We start from the raw sequence: 20,527 nt of genomic DNA, 5'->3' as shown, positions 1-20,527 counted from the left end.
ATTGATCCAGCCTAACGCCGGTGATGCGCCAGCCTCACTGGTCGGGACCGGCGCGGTCGGGCTAGCGGAATCGAACGCCGCCCGAGCGGGGCCCGCCGGAGCGTGACGACAGGGCCTCCTCGGTGGCGGCCCGCACGACGGACGACGAGTAGCCCTTGCGCATGAGGAACGCGGTGAGGCGTCGCTTCGCGGTCTCGAGGTCGTATGAACTGAGCTGGGAGGCGCGCTTGACCGCGAGTTCGGTGGCGCGCGTCTGCTCGTCGTCGTCGTCCACCTGCTCGAGCGCGGCATCGATGTGCTCCTGGTCGATGTGCCGCCGGCGCAGCTCCGCCGTGAGGGCTCCGCGACCGAGACCCTTGCGCTCGTGCTGCGTGCGCACGAGGGTCTCGGCGAGGGCCGCGTCGTCGAGCAGCCCCACGGCCTCGAGGCGGTCGAGCTCGGTGAGGACGGTCTGTTCGTCGATCTCCCGGGACAGGAGCGTCTTCTCGAGCTCCCACCGGGACATCCCCCGCCGGGTGAGCGCGTGCATGCTCACTCTCTCCACCCGCACCTTCTCCACCCGCACCTCGCGGGTACCGCGCCCGCCCCGCTCCAGCGGTTCGGCCTCGGGCTCCGGCAGTTCCCCGGCCCTCTCGGCTGGGCTGTCGGCGGAGCTTTCGGCCGGGTCTTCACCGAAGAAGGTCGCGAAATCGGGAAGGGCAGCCTCACGGCCGCTGGCCTCGTCGGCCTCCGGCGACGGCGGCACGACGCCCGGCAGGTAGGTAACCCTGGCCAGCTTCGCGCCGGCGCCGTCGTCGCCGGAAACCATGGCCTACGCCCCGACCGCGGTGCGCTTGGACGCGGCGGTCGACAGGGGTGCCACCTCGCGGTCGCCCGCGCTCACCGCGAGGCCCTTCGCGGCCTTGGCACTGGCGGCCTCGGCTCCCGCCGCCGCCTTCACCTCGAGCGCAGCGGCAGCGGCAGCGGCCTTGGCGTCGCCCAGAATTCCGAGCTTCGCCTTGATCTTCTGCTCGATCTCGTTCGCGACCGCCGCATTCGCCATGAGGTACTTGCGGGAGTTCTCCTTGCCCTGCCCGAGCTGATCACCGTCATAGGTGTACCAGGCGCCGGACTTGCGCACGATCTCGTGCTCGACTCCGAAGTCGATGAGGCTGCCCTCACGCGAGATTCCGGTGCCGTAGAGGATGTCGAACTCCGCCTGCTTGAACGGCGGAGCCATCTTGTTCTTGACGACCTTCACCCGCGTACGGTTACCGACGGCGTCCGTGCCCTCCTTGAGGGTCTCGATGCGGCGGATGTCCAGCCGCACCGACGCGTAGAACTTGAGCGCCTTGCCTCCGGCCGTGGTCTCCGGGCTGCCGAAGAACACACCGATCTTCTCGCGGAGCTGGTTGATGAAGATCATGGTCGTGTTGGTCTGGCTGAGCCCGCCGGTGAGCTTGCGCAGCGCCTGCGACATGAGCCGGGCCTGGAGGCCGACATGCGAGTCGCCCATCTCCCCCTCGATCTCCGCACGCGGGACGAGAGCAGCGACGGAGTCGATCACCACGAGGTCGATCGAGCCGGAGCGGATGAGCATGTCGGCGATCTCGAGCGCCTGCTCCCCCGTGTCGGGCTGGGAGACGAGGAGGGCATCGATGTCCACCCCGAGCGCCTTGGCGTACTCCGGGTCGAGCGCGTGCTCCGCGTCGATGAATGCCGCGATGCCGCCCGCGGCCTGGGCGTTGGCGATGGCGTGCAGGGTGAGAGTGGTCTTACCCGAGGACTCCGGTCCGTAGATCTCCACGATGCGGCCACGTGGGAGACCACCGATGCCGAGCGCGACATCCAGGGCGATCGAGCCGGTGGGGATCACCGCGACGGGGGCACGCTCGTCGCTGCCCAGACGCATCACCGAGCCCTTGCCGAACTGACGGTCGATCTGGGCGAGGGCGGTTTCCAAAGACTTTTCGCGATCGGCTGCTGATGCCATTGCATGCTCCTTGTGTGACTCGTATCGGTGCGCCTATAGGCTGCCGTTTCGTCGGGAGAACCGATCCTGCAAGGCTCTACCGGCCTGCGACAAGGCTGGTGTTGGCGGCTTCTCCAACAAATCCGACACTACGCGCGGCCGGGGACATTGCCCCTGGGGCCGGGTGCGAGGTGCAGAACTCGATCGCATAATCCGCTGTGCAGGAGCCTACGCGCATCCGAAGAGATGTTCGAATGTTTCTTCCCGGCGTGTCGCGCGTATTCGAAGCAGGCATGCCAAACACGCCGACCCGCGTCAGGGCTTCGGCGCGCGCTGACCGACCCCGTACCAGCGATTCTCCGGAACATCGGCCGCGCGGCAGAGGGCGAGCCAGATCGCCCGGGCATCCAGCCCCTTGGCTATCGCCTGCTCGGCGGTGAGGCCGCCCAACTCGTCGAGCGAGAGGTCGTGGACGAGCGTGCGGCCGTAGGCCTCGCCGAACTCATCACCGACGGCGGTCCACAACTCGCTCAAACGCATTCGTACAACCTAACCGGTCGATCGGGCACGGCACGTCGCCGACGCCCGGGCGGCTTAACGAGAGGATGCCCGGCTCTCGCGAGCCGGGCATCCCGTCGTTCACGACCCGGGCACACCGTCCCGGATCGGCTCAAAGTCCTTTAGCGGGCAACCAGACCCGCGTCGAAGTCCGCGACGAGGTCGTCGGGAACCGTGTCAGGAATCACGTTGATTCCCTCGATTACGGCGAGGCGGTCTCCCACCTCACGCATGATGACTGAAATCGGTGTTTCGAGTGCATCCGCAACCGAAGCGAGAATCTCGGAACTGGCCTCTTTCTGGCCACGCTCCACCTCGCTGAGGTAGCCGAGAGCAACGCTTGCCTTGCTCGCGACCTGACGAAGAGTACGACCCTTCTGCAGGCGGAAGTCCCGGAGCACGTCACCGATTTCTTGACGAACTAGAACCATTGGACCCTCCTCCTATGACGCGACCTGATGGATCGAACTTGCCGATGGTTGTGTAACACTACAACCTCCGTTATGCAAACTCTAACCAGCCGCGACTGTGTGACGCTTGTGAATCACTGCTATGTAACGAGATTGAAACGCGAAAGATTCCCGCCAGACAGCTCAGGCCCCGGTAAGCATTTCATTCAGCATTTCATTGAGCCGTGCGAGGGATTCGGAGACGACCCCGGTTCGGATTGCCTGGCGGTCCCCCGACAGGTCGAGGCGCAGTGCGGTGACCGTCGATCCGAAGGCGATTCCGATGAAGACCACCCCGGGTTGCTGGCCACCCTGGGGGTCTGGTCCGGCCACGCCGGTCGTCGACAGCCCGATGTCTGCCGGCACTCCCCCCACGGCGAGAACCGACCGCACCCGGTCGGCCATCTGCCTGGCGACCTCCGGATGCACCGGGCCGTGTTCGGCGAGCAGGTAGGCGTCCACGCCGAGCACAGTGGCCTTGAGCTCCGTGTTGTAGGCCACCACGCCGCCGAGCACCGCGGCGGACGCGCCGGGAACACCGATCAGCTCGGCGACCAGGAGGCCGCCCGTGAGGGACTCCGCCACGGCGACGGTGAGCCGTCTGTCGACCAGGGCCGCGATCGCCGCGGCCGCGCCGGTCATCGCCTGGTCCCCGGTCACGGATCCCGGCACGGCTAGGCCTTCTGGCGGTTCTGCTGACGGTACTTCACGAAGAAGTCGACGCCGGAAATCACCGTGAGCGCGAGCGCGAGCGCCATCACGATCCAGCCGAGCCAGAGCACCCAGACGCCCACGATGGTCCAGAACGGGAAGAGCAGCAGCGAGATGCCGACCGCCTGCAGCACCGTCTTCAGCTTTCCGCTCGCGACGGCGGGGATCACCCGCGTGCGGATCACGGCGAACCGGAAGATCGTGATGCCGAACTCACGGATGAGGATCACTATGGTGACCCACCACCACAGTTCGCCCAGGATCGAGAGTGCGACGAGGGCCCCGCCGGTGAGCACCTTGTCGGCGATCGGGTCGAGGATCTTGCCGAAGTCGGTGACGAGGTTCTGCCGTCGTGCCAGGATGCCGTCCACCGTGTCGGTGACGATCGCCACGACGAAGATCACGGCCGCCACCCAGCGCAGCGGCCCGAGTTCGCCCCGGTCGGCGAGCAGCAGCCAGATGAAGACCGGGGCCATGAAGATGCGAACGACCGTGACGATGTTCGCCACGTTTCCGGTGCTCGCCGGGGTGTCGCCGTTGCGTGCGACCCGTCCCCGCATGGGATTCGGTCGTTTCGCCGGTGGCTCTTGCGGTGCTGGCAGCGCCACGAGTTACTCCCTGCCGGTCAGCTTCCAGGCGTCTTCGTCGTCCGACGTCCCGTCCACCTCATCGTAACCGCTCGTCATGTCCCCGACGGGGTCGGCCGAATATCGGTCTGCCGATGGAGCCTCCGACGCGCTCGGCCCGTCGTCGCCGCGCAGGCGCGCGAGCACGCCGGCGAGCTGCTCCGGCGCCACCAGCACGTCCCTCGCCTTGGAGCCCTCGGAGGGCCCGACGATCTCACGGGACTCCATGAGGTCCATCAGCCGGCCCGCCTTGGCGAAGCCGACCCGGAGCTTGCGCTGCAACATCGAGGTGGACCCGAACTGCGTGCTCACGACGAGCTCGGCCGCGGCGAGCAACAGCTCGAGGTCGTCGCCGATGTCGCCGTCGATGTTCTTCTTCTCCGCCGAGACGGCCACGTCCTGGCGGTAGTCGGGGCGAGCCTGCTTCGTGACGTGCTGCACGACGGCCGCGACCTCGCTCTCGGTGACCCACGCGCCCTGTACGCGGATCGCCTTCGACGCCCCCATCGGCAGGAACAGCGCGTCGCCCTGCCCGATCAGCTTGTCCGCCCCCGGCTGGTCGAGGATCACGCGCGAGTCGGTCATGCTCGACACCGCGAAGGCGAGCCGCGACGGAACGTTGGCCTTGATGAGTCCCGTGACGACATCCACGCTCGGGCGCTGGGTGGCCAGCACGAGGTGGATGCCGGATGCCCGGGCGAGCTGGGTGATGCGCACGATCGAGTCTTCGACGTCGCGCGGGGCGACCATCATGAGGTCGGCGAGCTCATCCACCACGACGAGCAGGTACGGGTACGGCTTGAGCGATCGCTCGCTGCCGGCCGGGAGCACGATCTCGTCGGCAACGACGGCCGCGTTGAAGTCGTCGATGTGGCGGTAGCCGAAGCTGGCCAGGTCGTCGTACCGCATGTCCATCTCCTTCACCACCCAGGCGAGCGCCTCCGCCGCCTTCTTCGGGTTGGTGATGATGGGGGTGATGAGGTGCGGGATTCCGGCGTACGGGGCGAGCTCCACGCGCTTCGGGTCGATGAGCACCATGCGCACCTCGGAGGGCTTCGCCCGCATCAGCAGCGAGGTGATCATCGAGTTGACGAAGCTCGACTTGCCTGAGCCGGTGGAGCCGGCGACGAGAAGATGGGGCATCTTGGCCAGGTTGGCGACGACGAATCCGCCCTCGACATCCTTGCCGAGTCCGATCGTCATGGGGTGCTGGCTCGAGGTGGACGCCTTCGACCGCAGCACGTCGCCGAGCGAGACGATCTCGCGATCGGCGTTGGGGATCTCGACGCCGATGGCGCTCTTGCCCGGGATCGGGGAGAGGATGCGCACCTCGTTCGAGGCGACGGCGTACGAGAGGTTCTTGGTAAGCGCGGTGACGCGCTCGACCTTGACCCCGGGGCCGAGCTCGATCTCGTAGCGGGTGACCGTGGGCCCGCGGCTGAACCCGGTGACGCGCGCGTCGACCTGGAACTGGGTGAGCACCTCGGTGATCGAGGCGACGATGACGTCGTTCGCCTCCGAGCGCGACTTGGGCGGCGTGCCCGGCTGGAGGGTGGCGGCGGCGGGCAGGCGGTACGGCGCGGTCGGCTGCGCGTCACGCCTGGCGACCGCTGCGTCGTCGAATTCGCCCAGGCCGCCCTTGGTGGATGCCTTGTCCGAGAACCCGGGAAGAAGCTCGGCGATGAGCGGTCCGCCGTCGTCGGTGATGCCGGTGACCGGGGCCACCTCTCCCGTGAAGCGCTTGACGGCGTTCTCGGCGTTGACGAGCTCCTCGAGCAGCTCCACCCCGAACTCCTCCTCGTCGTGGCGGGTGTGGTCGATCACCTCGGTGGCGTTGACGTCACGGGCCTTCCTGTCGTGCGTCAGCACCGGGCTGTCGAAGGCCGGGTCGTCTTCGCGCTGCGTCTTGTTGCGGCGCCACCAGGGCAGCGAGGCGGTGTCCTCCGCATCGATGCCGAGGTCGTCGAGGTCGCCGAACGACACACTGTCGGTCTTCCTGCCTGAACGCTCGTCGACATCCGGCAACTGGGCACCGAAGAGGTAGGAGTACAGCTCCCGGAGCCGCGCGCCGACGTGGTTCGGCGGGGTCTTGGTGAGGATGAAGAGGGAGAGCAGCAGCAACAGCGACACGAGAGGAACCGCGAGCCAGGCCGTGCCCACCGCGAGAAGCGGAGCGGCGAGCACCCAGCCGGCGATGCCGCCAGCCCGGGCGAGCACCTCCATGCCGTCGGAAGGCTGCGGCTGGCCGCCGAAGATGTGGCACAGCGCGCTCACCGTGGTGAGGAGCACGGCGAGGCCGATTCCGATCCGGCCGTTGTCGTGCACGGACGACGGATGACGGAAGAGCCAGACCGCGAAGAGCAGCATGATCACCGGGAGGGCGAAGGCCACCCGGCCGAACAGGCCGCCGAAGGTGTAGCCGTCGAGGGCGATGGCCACCGGGTCTGCCGGGTTGAACCATTCGACGACGGCGCCGATCACCGCGAGCACGAAGATGAAGAACGGCACGCCGTCGCGGCGCTCGTCCTTGGCGAGGGTCTCCTTGCCGAGAACCCGCGCTGCACCGCCGACCACGTGGGCGAGCCCGAGCCAGGTGACGGTGAGAAGCCCGGGCTTCTCCACCGGCACCGCCTTGGCCGCCGGGAGCTTGCGCGTGGTGCCCTTGCCGGTGGCACGGCTCGGAGCGCGCGACGGCGTGGCGCGCGCACGCGGGGTCGACCTGGTACTCGTAGCCATGCTTCAACGGTAGCGCGGAGGTCCGTCAGACCCCGTAGCGCCGAGGCGCGTGTCAGTACCGGTTACGCCTCGATTACGACCGGCACGATCATCGGACGACGTCGGTGCGACGAGTTCACCCAGCGGCCCACCGTGCGGCGGATCACCTGGCTGAACGCGTGGGTGTCGCGCGTGCCGTTCTCGGCCGCGTCGGTCAGGGCGCGGATGATGAGCGGCTTGACCGCGTCGAACACGGCCTCGTCCTCGGCGAAGCCGCGGGCCTGGATCTCCGGCCCGACGATGACGCGACCGGTCTGGGCGTCGATCGCCACGAAGATCGAGACGAAGCCCTCCTCGGCGAGGATCCGGCGGTCCTTGAGATCGGCATCCGTGATCTCGCCGACCGTTGAGCCGTCGACGTACACGTAGCCGAGGTCGAGCAGCCCGACGACTTCGGCGACGCCGTCCTTGAGGTCGATGACCGTGCCGTCCTCACCGATGATCGTGTTGGTCTCGGGGATGCCGGTGTCCATCGCGAGGCGCTGGTTGGCCACCAGGTGGCGGTACTCGCCGTGCACGGGGAGCACGTTCTTCGGGCGCAGGATGTTGTAGACGTAGAGCAGCTCCCCGGCGGAGGCGTGCCCGGAGACGTGCACCTTGGCGTTGCCCTTGTGCACGACGTTCGCGCCGAGCTTGGTGAGGCCGTTGATCACGCGGTAGACCGCGTTCTCGTTACCCGGGATGAGACTCGAGGCCAGAATGACGGTGTCGCCCTTGCCCACCTCGATCTGGTGCTCGAGGTTGGCCATCCGCGCGAGCACGGCCATCGGCTCGCCCTGCGAGCCGGTCGACATGTAGACGATCTTGTTGTCCGGCAGGTCAGCGGCCTTCTTGGCATCGATGAGCACGCCGGCCGGCACCCTGAGGTAGCCGAGGTCGGCGGCGATCGTCATGTTGCGCACCATGGAGCGCCCCATGAAGGCGACGCGGCGGCCGTTGGCGTGTGCGGCATCCAGCACCTGCTGCACGCGATGCACGTGGCTCGAGAAGCTCGCGACGATGACCCGGCGCGGAGCCTTGGAGATCACGGACTCCAGCACCGGCCCGATGTCGCGCTCCGGGGCGGTGAACCCAGGCACGTCGGCGTTGGTGGAGTCCGGCAGGAACAGGTCGACGCCGATCTCGCCGAGCCTGGCGAAGGCGCGCAGGTCGGTGATCCGGTCGTCCAGGGGCAGCTGGTCCATCTTGAAGTCACCGGTGTGCAGCACGACGCCGGCGGTGGTCTTGATGGCGACGGCGAGGGCATCCGGAATCGAGTGGTTGACCGCGATGAACTCGAGGTCGAACGGGCCGAGCTTCTCGTGCTGGCCCTCGCGCACCGTGAGCGTGTACGGGTTGATGCGGTGCTCCTTGAGCTTCGCCTCGACGAGGGCGAGCGTGAGCGTCGAGCCGATCAGCGGGATGTCCTGGCGGAGTCTCAGCAGGTACGGCACCGCCCCGATGTGGTCCTCGTGACCGTGGGTGAGCACCACGCCGATCACGTCGTCCAGGCGGTCCTTGATGGGACTGAAGTCGGGCAGAATCAGGTCGACGCCGGGCTGGTTCTCCTCCGGGAAGAGAACGCCGCAGTCGACGATCAGGATCTTGCCGTCGATCTCGAACGAGGTCATGTTGCGACCGATTTCGCCGAGGCCGCCGATCGGGATGACGCGAAGCGTTCCCGGAGCGAGTGGGCGTGGGTCGAATACAGGTGAGTTCATGGAATCCATTTGATGTATGGCCGGTGTGGCCGATTGTGTGGGGTCTCTAGCCCCCGGTTAAAGTTCGTTGGTTAGCGGGTCGTCCCGGCGACCTTGGGCAGGGCGCCGCCCGCCGCCGCGTTGCGATCGGGTCGGAAGTTGCTGAGGTCGACGCCGGGGATCTCCCCCACGATGGCCAGTTCGTCTTCGATCTGGGCCGCCTCGTTGTCTTCGGGGCCGACGAGCGGCAGGCGCACGCGCGGACTCCCGATGCGCCCGAGCCCGTGCAGGATGTACTTGGCGGCCACGGTGCCGGGCACGTGTGTCATCACGGCACGCACGAGCGGCTCGAGTTGCCGGTGGGCCTCCGTCGCCGTGGCGAGATCGCCGGCGTTCACGGCGTCCACGATCACCCGGTAGGGCGCGGCGGCGATGTTGGCGGTGACCCCGATGAGGCCGGTCGCGCCGATCGACAGATGCGGAAGCACGTTCGCGTCGTCGCCCGAGAAGTAGAGCAGATCCGTCTGGTTGAGCACCCGGCTGACCTCGCTGAAGTCGCCCTTGGCGTCCTTGATGGCGCGGATGTTCGGGTGCTGCGCCGCGCGAAGGATCGTCTCGTACTTGATCGGGATGCCGGTGCGCCCCGGGATGTCGTAGAGGATGACCGGCAGGTCGGTCGCGTCGGCGATCATGCGGAAGTGCGTGAGCACGCCGGCCTGTGTCGGCTTGTTGTAGTAGGGGGTGACGATCATGACCGCGTCAGCGCCGGCCTTCTCGCTGTGCTTGTAGAGCTCGATCGCGTGAGCGGTCTCGTTCGACCCTCCGCCGGTGATGATCTTCGCGCGGCCGTTGGCCACGGACTTGCCCACCTCGACGAGTTTGAGCTTCTCGGGGTCGGTGAGCGTGGACGTCTCACCCGTGGTGCCGGTGACGACGATTCCGTCCGCCCCCGCGCTGATGACGTCGTCGATGTGCTTCTCGACGCCGGCCCAGTCGACCTCGCCGTCGGCGGTGAAGGGAGTCACGAGGGCGACGAGAACCTGGCCGAACGGATTCGATGACGTAGACACGTACTACAGGGTATCGTGCGCCGCCCCCGATGAGCGGCATAATGCGGCCTGCTCGCGAGCGAACTCCGCGTCCACGGCCCTTCGGTCGCCCAGGACGGGTCGGCGAGTCCAGTGCACGATGATCGCAGGGTCGGGATGCTCGGCCAGCCGCTCCCGGTAGTCGTGCGCCGTCCGCAGCCGTGACGCAGTCCTCGAAACACTCACGTGGAGTGCCAGCGGGTCGGGCTCGCCGAGCCCGTGGTGGGCGAGCGCGCTGACGCAGGCGAGCCTCCCGCCCACCCGCCAGGCACGGAGCAGCGCATCGTCGGTGTCCGTGATGGCGTACCAGCCCTTGCGAACGCGGATGATGCGCCCATAGTCGACAAGCATCCCGATGATTTCGGGCGAATAGCCGTGGCTGGCCAACTCGCTCAGTCTGGCGATTCCGCCCAGCTCCCGGATGATTGTCAATACACGATGCATGTGCCGAGTGTGGATGACACCCCGGCGTTGAGCTCGCCGCGAAGCACTTCTGTGAGCTGCCGTCTCCCGGCACCGACTGTGCAGGAGGCGTCGCGCCGCCGCTGGCCCGTTCTCCCGCCGAGACTCCAGTTCTGCAGGACGCGAATTGCGAGCCGACACCAGTCCAAATCCGCACCGCGACCACCTTCCGGCAGCCCGCTCCACAGACTCCAGTTCTGCAGGACACGATCTGCAGGACACGATCTGACGACAGGATCTGCGCTGGCGGGACGCTCAAGGAAACCGATTCAGTGAAGCAAGCAGGCTTGAGATGCCACCACCGGGCCCGTAGACACGAGTCCGGGAGGCCGAGAACCCCTCGATGGCGCCTAACGCGGACCGTCCTGCACAACGGGTCCACCAGAGTGAGCGTCCTGCGCAGCCGGTCCCGCAAAGCCGATGCTCCCGGCAGCGTCCTGCAGATCGTGTCCTGCAGAACTGGAGTCAGTCGGAGGAGGCGGGCCGAGACGGCGGCCAGCCACCACGAGACGCGCTGCGCTCACCAGTCGAGCGCAGCGGTATCGCGGACGAGGGCCCTGTCCTGCAGATCGTGTCCTGCAGAACTGGAGTCAGTCGGAGGAGGCGGGCCGAGACGGCAGCCAGCCGCCACGCGAGGCGCAGCGCTCCCCAGTCGAGCGCGGCGGTGTCGCTGACAGTGGTGATCCTGCGGAGGTCCCGCGCGAGCCGACCTGCTGCGGCTAGGGCGCGACCCGGCCGTTGCCGTTGAACGCGGCGTAGGTGAGCGGCATGAGCTCGGCGAAGAAGTCTTCCATCTTCTCGGCGGCCATCTCGATCTCGCGCTGCGGGAACGAGGGGAAGGTCGTGCCCTCCCTCTTCGTGCGGAGCGAGAGGAAGTTCATGAGCGAGCGCGCGTTGAGGGTCACGTACATCGAGGAGTAGATGTTGAGCGGGAGCACGATCCGCGCGACCTCGCGGGCCACTCCGGCCTCGAGCATCCGCTGGTAGGACTGGAACGCGGAGACGCTCTGCGCCCGCGTCTCGTGGTCGACGAGCGAGATCTGCTCGGTGGAGCCTGGCAGGAACTCGTAGGCGCCCGGCTTGCCGACCTGAACCAGGTTGCGGTCGGCGTTCGGAACATAGAAGGTCGGGTTGAGCTCGCGATAGCGCCCCGATTCCTCGTTGTAGGAGGCGATGCGGTGGCGCATGAACTCGCGGAACACGAAGATCGGCGCCTGCACGTAGAAGGTCATCGAGTTGTGCTCGAACGGCGAGCCGTGACGGTCGCGCATGAGGTAGTTGATGAGACCGCGAGCGCGCTTGTCCCCCGCCTCGGTGTCTTCGGATGCCTGGGCCGCCTCGAGGGTCTGCTCCCCCTGGGTGGAGACTCGAGCCGCGAAGAGCACGTCGGAGTCATGGGCACTTGCACGGACGAGCTCGACAGTGATGTCGGAGCGGAACTCGATGTCATTTGGCACGGTTTTCACCCTAGCGAAGGCCACAGACATCGCCCACACCGCCACTCCGCCGTCGGGTCACCGTGGGCGTAACGGAGCGTCACAGTGCTGCGCCGGCAAACCGCCGCGAATAGTGTTGCAAACACGATGAATCCCCTCGCGATCGCTGGAGCGCTGCTCGGTCTCGTGGCCCTGGCCACGGCCACCGGGCTGGCCTGGCGCGCCTCGACCGGTCGTGCCCGTGCCGTCTCGTCGTCCGACACCGTGATCGCGGTCTCCGAGCTGTCGGCGGATGCCGTGGCCGGCAGCGGGGCCACCCTTCTGCAGTTCTCCACCGAGGTCTGCGCCCCGTGCAAGACCACCAGAACTCTGCTCGGATCCCTGGCGGCCGAACTAGCCCCCGTTCGACACGTGGATGTGGATGTGACGCACCGGCCGGACATCGCCAACCGGTTCAACCTGCTCCAGTCGCCCACCACCTTCATTCTCGACGCGAAGGGGGTCGTGCGCTCCCGAATCGGCGGCGCACCGCGCCCGGGCGAGGTACGGGCGGAACTCGACCGGATCCTCGCCGCCAGCTGACCAGCCACCGCCGACCCGAGACGCAGACGAAAGAGACGCCATGACCGCCCCGTCAAGCCAGCCGACGCTGCCCCCCTCGAAGCGCGGCCTGGTCGCCGCTCCTGGCCGATCCGGAATCGACCCCCGCGGGCCGCGCTTCAGCGCGGGCATCACCGCGGTGTTATTGCTGCTGACGATCGCTCTCGGGCTCGGCTCGGCGGCGACTCCCCCGACGACCCTCGGCGCGCGGGCGGGCGAGCCCGCCTTCATCCTCTTCGCCATCATCACCGCGCTCTTCGCCTGGGGCGCGTTCGCCGGCGTGCGGCGGCACCCGTACGGCTGGCTGTTCAAGACGCTCGTTCGGCCACGGCTCGCCGCGCCCGGCCACCTCGAAGACCCGGCGCCGCCCACCTTCTCGCAGGGAGTCGGCTTGTTCGTCACCCTCATCGGCGTGCTGCTTCACCTCGCCGGCGTTCCATTCGGGCTCGTGATCTTCGCCGCCCTCGCCTTCGTCGCGGCGTTCCTCAACTCCGTCTTCGACTACTGCTTGGGCTGCCAGATCTACCTCCTGCTGCTGCGCGGCGGAGTCTTCAAGGCCCGGCCGGTCGCGTAGCCGCTGGCATAGTCTGGAGTCTCCAATGGAGGAGGCATCATGGCTGTGACCAGTGAAGCGACAACGGTGTGGGTCGGCGACCTGAAGTCGGGCTCCGGCACCACGTCCCTCGATTCGTCGGGGGCCGCCAAGGTGGCGGTGAGCTGGGCCGCTCGCGCGGAGGGTGTCGCCGGGATGACCAACCCGGAGGAGCTGTTGGGAGCCGCCCACTCGGCGTGCTTCTCGATGGCGCTCGCCAGCGCGCTCGCGACCTTCGGCACGCCACCGCAGGACCTGCAGGTGACCGCGGCAGTGACCTTCGCGCCCGGCACGGGCATCACCGGCAGCCACCTGCTGGTGAGTGCGCGCGTACACGGCATCAGCGAGGCGGACTTCGAGCGCATCGCCGACGAGGCGAAGGCCAACTGCCCGGTTTCGCGCGCGTTATCCGGCATCCCGATCACGCTGGAAGCTACTCTCGCATAGTGCCTGCATCCGAGCGTCCCGTCGTTCCCCGTCGACTACGCGACAAGCGTTCGCTGAAGGTTCTCGTCTCCGGTGCATCCGGATTCATCGGTCGCGAGCTGACCACCCAGCTGCTGGCCGACGGCCACGACGTGCGGGTGCTCGTGCGGCGGCAGCCCCGGGCCGAGAACGAGATCAACTGGGCGCCGAGCGCCGGCATCCTCGACTCCGGACTCATCGACTCGGTGGATGCTGTGGTCAATCTCTCCGGCGCCCCGCTCGGCCGGCTCCCGTGGACGGCCGGCTATCGCAAGGAGATCCTCGACTCCCGCCTGCAGACCACGAAGGCCCTCGCCGAAGCGATGACGATGGCGTCGAAGCCCCCGGCGGTGTTCCTCAGCGCCTCGGCGGTCGGCATCTACGGCGACCGACCGGGTGAGCGTCTCACCGAGCAGTCGCGGCGAGGCGAAGGCTTCCTGGCCGACGTCGTGGAGGCATGGGAGGCGGCGGCCCAGATCCGTCCGGCAAAGACGCGCCTCGTGACCTTTCGCACCGGACTCGTGCTCGGCAACGGCGGTTCGATGGCGCCGATCCTCACCCTCACCAGGCTGGGGCTCGGATCGCGATTCGGCACCGGCGGCGACATCTGGCCCTGGATCAGCCTCTACGACGAGGCGGCCGCGATCCGTCACCTGCTCACGTCGAAGCTGAGTGGGCCGGTCAACCTCGTCGGGCCGACGCCGGCCACCTCGGACCGGATCACGAGCTATCTGGCCGAGCGCCTGCACCGCTGGTACTCCTTCGTCGCCCCGACCCGGCTGCTCGAGACCGTTCTGCGGGATGCCGCACACGATCTGCTGCTCAGCAGCCAGAACGTGATTCCCGAGAAGCTTCTCGCCGACGGATTCGAGTTCCGTCACCGCACCGCCGAGGAGGCGATCGACGCCCTGCTCAGCCGGCCGAACGCTCGAGCGTGATCGCTTTGCGGATCGCCTGCCGGGCACGACGACGGTCACCGCTCGCGTCGTAGGCGAGCCCGAGCCGGAACCACGCCTGCCAACTGCCCGGGTCGGCCTCGACCTCGGCCCGGTAGCGGGGGAATTCGGCGTCGGCCGCGCTGCGCTCGGGTCGGCCGCTCGTGCGCTTCGGCAGCGTGTCGACGGGCAGTTCCCCGGCCTCCCGCAGGCGCCGCACCAGCCGTTCGCTGCGGATACCGAAGAGAAGCTCGGCGACGAGCGCCCACGCCCCGATCAGGGGAAGCACGATGAGGGCGACGCCGAGCGCCTTCGAGACGCCGTTGTCGACGGCGATGAGTCGGATGGCCAGCTGAGCCACCACGACCAGATACAGCAGGAGCAGTGCCGCCATCACGATCGCCGCAATGCGACCCTTCATTCTGGCTGCGCGCCTTCCGGCCGCGCGTCTTCCGGTGGAACGGGCGCGACGGCCTCCGCCTCGACCCTCGCGAGGTCGATGAGCCGGTCGAGACCCACGACGACGCCCTCCGTGCCGGGCAGCGCACTCAGCGCCAGCAGGATCCCGGCCTCGTACGACGAGGGGTCGAGGGTCTCGTGGCTGAGGGTGAGGGTCTCGCCCCGGCCGCCGAACACGACGTCCTGCCTGGCCACGACTCCCTGCATCCGGAGGCTGTGGATGGGAACGCTGGCGACTTGCTGCCCGCGGGCACGCTGGTCGGCGTGCGGGGCGATGACCGGGCCGAGGGCGGAACGCGCGGCGCCGATGAGCTCCGCCGTGCGCACCGCGGTGCCGGACGGCGAGTCCACCTTGGAGGCGTGATGGGTCTCGATGATCTCGATGGAGTCGTAGAAGCGGGCCGCCATCGCCGCGAACGAGGTGGCGAGCACCGACCCGATGGAGAAGTTGGGCACGATGATCACACCCACCCGATCGATCCCGGTGCGGTTCTGCTCGGCCACCCTGCTCTCGAGGGCGGCGATGCGCTGGCTCGACCAGCCGCTCGTTCCCACCAGGATGCTCACGCCGTTCGCCACGGCGAAGGCCACGATCCCCTCGCTCACCGCGGGGAGGGTCACGTCGACGGCGATGTCCGCGGTGAGGAGCTCGGCGAGATCCCCCGTCGACCCGATTCGAGCGGCGAGCTCAAGGTCGGCCGATTCTTCGATGAGCCGGCAGACGAGCCGGCCCATCCTGCCCGTTGCGCCGACAACGGCGACCCTGATTGTCATGGGGCAAATCTACCAACCCGCGTCGGCGCCTCCTCACCGCTCTCGCGAGGCATCCGTCGCCCGGCCTAGGCTGGAGGCATGGTGTCCTGGCGAGAAGAGTCCGTCGACGACGCGGCAGCGCACCGGTTGCTCACCGAGTATTTCGAGGCCCGCGCCGCCGACTTTCCGGGGGGTCCAGGGGCCTATCGCACCGTCTTCCCCACGGCCGATCAGTTCGTGCCGCCCCGGGGAGTGTTCCTCGTCGTCGAAGACGTCGACGACCGTGGGCTGCCGGCGGACGTGGGCTGCGGTGGGATCCGCGAGATCGCGGCGGGAGCGACCGGCCGTCGATTCGAGGTCAAGCACCTCTACCTTCGCCCAGTCACCAGGGGCCGCGGACTCGGCCGGGCCCTCCTCGGCGAGCTCGAGCGGGAGGCACGCGGCTTCGGCGCCGTCGAACTGGTGCTCGACACCAACTCGAGCCTCACCGCCGCGGGCGGCCTCTACCGCTCCAGCGGCTTCGTGAATATCCCCGCCTACAACGACAACCCGAACGCCACCAACTGGTATTCGAAACGGCTGGACTAGAAGGGTTGCCCGTCCGGCAACCCGGTACGCAGCTCGGCCGGCAGGTGCCCGAGGTCGTTGTGGGTGATGAGCACGGGAGGCTTGGCCGACCGCACCCGGATGATGGTGAGGCCGCAGTTGGCCTGGTTGAGACCCATCCACCGCCAGGCCGGGGCGCTGAAGACCTCGCGCACGAACCAGGCGATCACGAAGTTGTGGGTGATCAACAGGTCGTGGCGGTCCTCCCGCGCCGGCGTCAGCCACTCGGCAACGGCATCCGCCATCTGCGCCTCGCCCGCCTCGATCTCCTGGCGGGTGACCGACCCGAAGAATGGCTCGAAGGCGTGCGGCATGTCCGGGGTCGGGCCGGAGGGGATGCAGTCGAAGAGCAGCGCGGACGGCTGGACGTCGAGGCTCGGCATGCTCGCCGTCATGATCTTCGCCGTCTCCTCCGCACGCTGCAGCGGCGAGTGCCACGCCCCGGTGAACGGCACGCCGCTCAGGCGGTCGGCGAGGAGTTTCGCCTGGCGCGCCCCGCGAGCAGAGAGCGGTCCGTCCGGCAGGCCGTGCTCCGCATCCTGCTGTTCGCCGTGCCTGACTAGATAGATGAAGTGGGACATCGTTGTTCCTGAATTCCTTGCTGTGCTGTTCACACGGCGATGGGCTCGAGAGCGAGTCCATCGAACGTCGCCGCGTCGATCGTGCCGACGGCGGCGATCGAGAGCGGTCGTGCCACGAGCTCGACCGCGAGCTCTCGGACATCGTGGGCGGTCACGAGCGACAACCGGCGCAGCGACTCATCGAGGTCGGCGAACTCGCCGAGCGTGATCTCCGAGCGGCCGAGACGCGACATCCGAGTGTCGGAGTCTTCGAGCGCGAGGGCGGATGCTCCGCTGAGCTGCCCCACGGCGCGGCGCATCTCGTCGTCGGTGATTCCCCCGGTGGCCAGACGCCGGAATTCGGAGAGCAGCAGTTCGGTGACCTGGGCCGCCTTCGCGGGAGAGCAGCCGGCGTAGAGGCCGAACAGCCCGGCATCCGAGTAGCTCGGCGAGAACGAGTAGACCGAGTACGCGAGGCCGCGCTTCTCCCGGATCTCCTGGAAGAGGCGAGACGACATTCCGCCGCCGAGCACGGAGTTGAGCACGGCGAGCGTCGAACGGCGGTCGTCGGCCGCGGGGATGCCCGGAACGCCGAGCAGGATGTTGGCTTGTTCGATCGGGCGGTGCACCACCACGAGGGGGCTGCCGCGCTCGATCACGTCGTGGGTGGCGTCTCGCCGTTCGACGGGAGCCGCCTCGATGGAGAGGTCCCAGCCCGCCGCGGTGAGCGCCCGAGTGACCCAGGCGACGAGCTCGTCGTGGTCGACCGCCCCGGCCACCGTGATAACGAGGTCGCGGGCCCGGTAGTTGGCTCGGTAGTGCTCCCAGACCGACTCTCGGGTGGCCGCCTGGATGGTCTCCGGGCTTCCCCCGATCGGGCGGCCCAACGGATGCTCGCCGAGCACGGCCTCGAAGAATCGCTCGCTGGTGACGTCAGACGGGTCGTCGTCCGCCATGGCGAGCTCTTCGAGGATCACTCCGCGCTCGTTCTCGAACTCGGTCGGGTCGATGACCGACGACGTGATCATGTCGGAGAGCACTTCGACCGCCATCGGAAGGTCCTTGTCCTGCACCTTCGCGTAGTAGCAGGTGTACTCCTTCGCCGTCATCGCGTTGTGCTCGCCGCCGACGGCATCGAAGCTCACCGCGATGTCGAGGGCCGTGCGATTCGCGGTGCCCTTGAAGAGGAGGTGCTCGAGGAAGTGGGTGCTGCCGTAGGTGGCGACCACCTCGTCGCGGGAACCGACGGCCACCCAGTAGCCGATCGTCGCGCTTCTCGCCCCCGGCACCTGTTCGCTCAGCACACGCACGCCGCTCGGCAGAACGCTGCGTCGCACGAGGGAGTCGCCGGATGCGGTGAAGGTCAATTCGGCCTGGTCGAGGGGAAGCGGGGCTGCACCAGTCATTGCACAGAGCCTACGTCACGAGGGCCGGACGAGGGATTCGGGGACGCGTGGGGTGGCCCCCCAAACTGGGGTGGACCCCCTCCGAAAAAAGAGGACAAACCGACTTGTCTGTCCTCACTGCTGTGTTAGTGTTTGAAGCGTCAGAGAAACCACCCGAAGGTTCTCCGGACAGCCCGCCACCCGAGGCGAGCGAACCACACAACACACCGCAAGCACAACGCTTGCGGGGCAAAACGCCGGACCATCCCCGAGGTCCGGCCGCTGCCGAACGGCTTGAGGACACCTAGCCGACTAGCCCGAGGGAGCCACGCTGTGCCGATTGTTGAGACTGATCCGATCGGCCAGCGTGCCCGGGCCCCGCACCGGGTGCTCCCCCCAGCGCCCGCCAAGATCCGCATCCTGGAGACCGCCAACCGGCTCTTCTACGACGAGGGCATCCGCAGCGTCGGAATCGACCGGCTGATCAGCGAGTCCGGCGTGACCAAGGCCACCTTCTACAAGCACTACGGGTCGAAGGACCGGCTCATCCTCGACTACATCACGGCGCGCCACCAGAGCTTCGTCGCCGATCTCAATGCCCTCGTCGACGCCCATCCCCTTCCCGTGGACGCCATTCGAGCGCACATCGACGGCATCGTCGCCACGATCGAGGCACCAGGCTTCCGGGGCTGCGCGTTCATCAACGCGGCCATCGAGTTCACCGACGTCCGCCACCCGGTGCGGGAACTGGTGCTCGAACACCGCGACTGGTACGCGGGCGTGATCACCGATCTCTTCAAGGCGATCGGGCATCCGCTGCCCGGGGACGCCGGCGACGAGTTCGTTCTCGCTCGCGACGGCGCACTGACCGGAGGATACGTGGGCGACTCGATCGCCGCGGTCGCCGCCCTGCAGCGAGTCGCCGAGCGCATCCTGGCCGATAGCCGACGCTGAGCGTTCTCGAGCTTCCCTCCCCCTCGGCCTTCCTCGCCCTTCGTTAGTCTGGGAGCGGTCGTCGCCTGTCGGCCGTCATTCGTCGAGGGGACCCCATGACCGTCACGCTCACCTGGCTGCTGATCATCACCATTCTGGCCGCGGCCCTGGCCATCTACGACGGAATCGTCAGGCTGCAGGGCAAGCGTGGCAATTCGTTCCTCGCCGTCGCCGAACTCGTACTGGCCGGGCTCATGCTCGTCTCCGTGTTCGTGGCGCTCCCGGTGCCGTTCACCACGTTCGTCTTCTCGCTCGTACTCGAGGCCGTGCTCATCGCGCTCGTGATCCTGCCGGGCAAACGCCGCGGCGGTTCGTCGACGGCCACGTTCATCGCGCTCGTGCTCAACTCGGTCGTCGTTCTCATCGCTGCCGGCTGGCTGCACATCCCGGGCCTCGGCTAACGACGCCGGTCGGCCGCGCTCAGACCGAGACGCGGTCGAGTTCGGCCAGCTGGTGGCGGCTCAGCTGCACGTGCGCCGCCGCAACGAGTTCGCGCACCTGATCCGCGCCCGTGGCGCTCGCGACGGGCGCGACGATGTCCGGCTTGGACAGCAGCCAGGCGAGGGCGACCGCCCCGACGCTCACCCGCTGCTCCCAGGCCACCTGATCGAGGGTCGCGAGTACGCGCAGGCCGCGCTTGTTGAGGTATTGTGCGGATTCCTTGCCCCGGCTGTTGCGCGCCAGGTCGGCCCTGGTGCGGTACTTGCCGGTGAGGAAGCCGCTCGCGAGAGAGAAGCGGGGCATCACGCCGAGGCGCTGCTGGCGTGCCGCCCGCGCGAGGTCGCCCTCGAATTCCTTGCGGTGCACGAGGTTGTAGTGATTCTGCAGGGCCACCATGGGGGTCACACCGAGCTGGGCCGCGATGACCCTCGCCTCGATGAGCCGGTTGCCCGAGTGGTCGGAGGCCCCGGAGAACCGCACCTTGCCCGCGCGCACCAGGTCGTCGACGGCGAGCAGCGTCTCCTCGAAGTCGACGGTGTGGTCGTCGATGTGGAGGTAGAGCAGGTCGATGTAGTCGGTGCCGAGCCGCTCCAGCGAGGCATCGACGGCGCGGCGGACAGCGCCGGCCGAGAGCCCGGGGTTGTCGGCGCTCTTGCCGATCTTGGTCGCCACCACGATCTCCGCCCGGTTGCGGCGGTCGCGCATCCAGTTGCCGATCATGATCTCGCTGCGGCCACCCGCGTAGGAGTCGGCCGTGTCGATGAAGTTTCCGCCGTGCTCGGCGTAGGTGTCGAGAATGTCCGTCGTGGTGTCGGTGTCGGCCTTCCAGCCGAAGACGTTGCCGCCGATCGCCAGCGGAAACACACGCAGGTCGGACTGGCCGAGTCGGCGGCGGGCGCGCGTCAGCACCATCGGCTGGGTGTCCCCAAGCGCCGATGCGCTCTCTGCGGCCTTCGCAATGTCGGGCAATACCCGTGTCATTTCCACCCCCCGGTGTTATCTA

23 protein-coding genes are annotated in these 20,527 nt (G+C 68.0%); 7 read left to right on the top strand and 16 right to left on the bottom strand.

Going from position 1 to position 20,527, the window contains the following annotated elements:
- Positions 1-61 precede the first annotated feature (61 nt).
- The 11 genes from FVP33_RS08350 to thyX form a co-directional block, all read right to left on the bottom strand.
- Entirely contained in the window at positions 62-808 is a 747-nt protein-coding gene (locus tag FVP33_RS08350; protein WP_147783121.1) for a regulatory protein RecX, read from the bottom strand.
- A gap of 3 nt (positions 809-811) precedes the next feature.
- Positions 812-1,972 (bottom strand): recombinase RecA, encoded by a 1,161-nt coding sequence (gene recA / locus FVP33_RS08345; RefSeq protein ID WP_147783120.1) that lies wholly within the window; start codon positions 1,970-1,972, stop codon positions 812-814.
- Positions 1,973-2,266: 294 nt separating this feature from the next.
- A complete protein-coding gene (locus tag FVP33_RS08340; RefSeq protein ID WP_147783119.1) occupies positions 2,267-2,491 on the bottom strand; it encodes a DUF3046 domain-containing protein in 225 nt (74 codons plus the stop codon).
- 140 nt (positions 2,492-2,631) lie between these two features.
- Entirely contained in the window at positions 2,632-2,940 is a 309-nt protein-coding gene (locus FVP33_RS08335; RefSeq protein ID WP_147783118.1) for a helix-turn-helix domain-containing protein, read from the bottom strand.
- Positions 2,941-3,102: 162 nt separating this feature from the next.
- The gene (locus FVP33_RS08330) at positions 3,103-3,600 is read right to left on the bottom strand and encodes a CinA family protein (protein ID WP_147783243.1); all 498 of its coding nucleotides are present in this window, start codon (positions 3,598-3,600) and stop codon (positions 3,103-3,105) included.
- A gap of 32 nt (positions 3,601-3,632) precedes the next feature.
- On the bottom strand, positions 3,633-4,229 hold the full coding sequence (gene pgsA / locus FVP33_RS08325) for a CDP-diacylglycerol--glycerol-3-phosphate 3-phosphatidyltransferase (RefSeq protein ID WP_147783117.1): 597 nt from the start codon (positions 4,227-4,229) through the stop codon (positions 3,633-3,635).
- Between the two features lie 51 nt (positions 4,230-4,280).
- On the bottom strand, positions 4,281-7,031 hold the full coding sequence (locus tag FVP33_RS08320; protein WP_147783116.1) for an FtsK/SpoIIIE family DNA translocase: 2,751 nt from the start codon (positions 7,029-7,031) through the stop codon (positions 4,281-4,283).
- A 62-nt stretch (positions 7,032-7,093) separates the two neighbouring features.
- Positions 7,094-8,770, bottom strand: a complete 1,677-nt coding sequence (locus FVP33_RS08315; protein WP_147783115.1) for a ribonuclease J — start codon at positions 8,768-8,770, stop codon at positions 7,094-7,096.
- Positions 8,771-8,841: 71 nt separating this feature from the next.
- The gene (gene dapA / locus FVP33_RS08310; RefSeq protein ID WP_147783114.1) at positions 8,842-9,819 is read right to left on the bottom strand and encodes a 4-hydroxy-tetrahydrodipicolinate synthase; all 978 of its coding nucleotides are present in this window, start codon (positions 9,817-9,819) and stop codon (positions 8,842-8,844) included.
- A 3-nt stretch (positions 9,820-9,822) separates the two neighbouring features.
- A complete protein-coding gene (locus FVP33_RS08305; RefSeq protein ID WP_147783113.1) occupies positions 9,823-10,281 on the bottom strand; it encodes a type IV toxin-antitoxin system AbiEi family antitoxin domain-containing protein in 459 nt (152 codons plus the stop codon).
- Between the two features lie 737 nt (positions 10,282-11,018).
- Positions 11,019-11,786, bottom strand: coding sequence for an FAD-dependent thymidylate synthase (gene thyX / locus FVP33_RS08300; RefSeq protein ID WP_147783112.1), 768 nt, complete (start codon positions 11,784-11,786; stop codon positions 11,019-11,021).
- A 96-nt stretch (positions 11,787-11,882) separates the two neighbouring features.
- On the opposite strand from thyX, the gene FVP33_RS08295 reads away from it, so the two are divergent.
- Genes FVP33_RS08295 through FVP33_RS08280 form a run of 4 tightly spaced genes read left to right on the top strand, consistent with a single transcriptional unit; the run spans position 11,883 to position 14,330 of the window.
- Entirely contained in the window at positions 11,883-12,317 is a 435-nt protein-coding gene (locus FVP33_RS08295) for a TlpA family protein disulfide reductase (RefSeq protein WP_147783111.1), read from the top strand.
- Positions 12,318-12,357: 40 nt separating this feature from the next.
- The gene (locus FVP33_RS08290) at positions 12,358-12,909 is read left to right on the top strand and encodes a DUF4395 domain-containing protein (protein ID WP_147783110.1); all 552 of its coding nucleotides are present in this window, start codon (positions 12,358-12,360) and stop codon (positions 12,907-12,909) included.
- A gap of 39 nt (positions 12,910-12,948) precedes the next feature.
- On the top strand, positions 12,949-13,374 hold the full coding sequence (locus tag FVP33_RS08285; RefSeq protein ID WP_147783109.1) for an OsmC family peroxiredoxin: 426 nt from the start codon (positions 12,949-12,951) through the stop codon (positions 13,372-13,374).
- A complete protein-coding gene (locus FVP33_RS08280; RefSeq protein ID WP_246142234.1) occupies positions 13,374-14,330 on the top strand; it encodes a TIGR01777 family oxidoreductase in 957 nt (318 codons plus the stop codon). Before FVP33_RS08285 ends, FVP33_RS08280 begins: the two co-directional genes overlap by 1 nt.
- Here FVP33_RS08280 and FVP33_RS08275 read toward each other — a convergent pair.
- Both FVP33_RS08275 and dapB read right to left on the bottom strand, forming a co-directional pair.
- Positions 14,305-14,748, bottom strand: a complete 444-nt coding sequence (locus FVP33_RS08275) for a tetratricopeptide repeat protein (RefSeq protein ID WP_187270621.1) — start codon at positions 14,746-14,748, stop codon at positions 14,305-14,307. The genes FVP33_RS08280 and FVP33_RS08275 overlap by 26 nt on opposite strands.
- Positions 14,745-15,560 (bottom strand): 4-hydroxy-tetrahydrodipicolinate reductase, encoded by an 816-nt coding sequence (dapB, locus tag FVP33_RS08270; protein WP_147783108.1) that lies wholly within the window; start codon positions 15,558-15,560, stop codon positions 14,745-14,747. The genes FVP33_RS08275 and dapB overlap by 4 nt, the downstream gene beginning before the upstream one ends.
- 78 nt (positions 15,561-15,638) lie before the next feature.
- On the opposite strand from dapB, the gene FVP33_RS08265 reads away from it, so the two are divergent.
- Positions 15,639-16,127, top strand: a complete 489-nt coding sequence (locus FVP33_RS08265) for a GNAT family N-acetyltransferase (RefSeq protein WP_147783107.1) — start codon at positions 15,639-15,641, stop codon at positions 16,125-16,127.
- Here the strand turns inward: FVP33_RS08265 and FVP33_RS08260 are convergent.
- On the bottom strand, positions 16,124-16,726 hold the full coding sequence (locus FVP33_RS08260) for a histidine phosphatase family protein (RefSeq protein WP_147783106.1): 603 nt from the start codon (positions 16,724-16,726) through the stop codon (positions 16,124-16,126). The genes FVP33_RS08265 and FVP33_RS08260 overlap by 4 nt on opposite strands.
- Positions 16,727-16,755: 29 nt before the next feature.
- Positions 16,756-18,111 carry a M16 family metallopeptidase gene (locus FVP33_RS08255; RefSeq protein ID WP_147783105.1) on the bottom strand — a complete coding sequence of 452 codons (1,356 nt, stop codon included), beginning with the start codon at positions 18,109-18,111 and terminating at the stop codon, positions 16,756-16,758.
- Between the two features lie 312 nt (positions 18,112-18,423).
- On the opposite strand from FVP33_RS08255, the gene FVP33_RS08250 reads away from it, so the two are divergent.
- Both FVP33_RS08250 and FVP33_RS08245 read left to right on the top strand, forming a co-directional pair.
- Positions 18,424-19,044 (top strand): TetR/AcrR family transcriptional regulator, encoded by a 621-nt coding sequence (locus FVP33_RS08250; protein ID WP_246142233.1) that lies wholly within the window; start codon positions 18,424-18,426, stop codon positions 19,042-19,044.
- A gap of 95 nt (positions 19,045-19,139) precedes the next feature.
- Positions 19,140-19,484 (top strand): hypothetical protein, encoded by a 345-nt coding sequence (locus FVP33_RS08245; RefSeq protein ID WP_147783104.1) that lies wholly within the window; start codon positions 19,140-19,142, stop codon positions 19,482-19,484.
- A 19-nt stretch (positions 19,485-19,503) separates the two neighbouring features.
- On the opposite strand, the gene FVP33_RS08240 is transcribed toward FVP33_RS08245, so the two are convergent.
- On the bottom strand, positions 19,504-20,505 hold the full coding sequence (locus FVP33_RS08240; protein WP_147783103.1) for an aldo/keto reductase: 1,002 nt from the start codon (positions 20,503-20,505) through the stop codon (positions 19,504-19,506).
- Between the last annotated feature and the right edge of the window lie 22 nt (positions 20,506-20,527).

This window comes from Lacisediminihabitans profunda (genome assembly GCF_008040105.1).
GTDB classification, from domain to species: Bacteria; Actinomycetota; Actinomycetes; order Actinomycetales; family Microbacteriaceae; genus Lacisediminihabitans; species Lacisediminihabitans profunda.
Note: the sequence above shows the minus strand (reverse complement) of the source record. Positions and strands in the feature narration are given on the sequence as shown.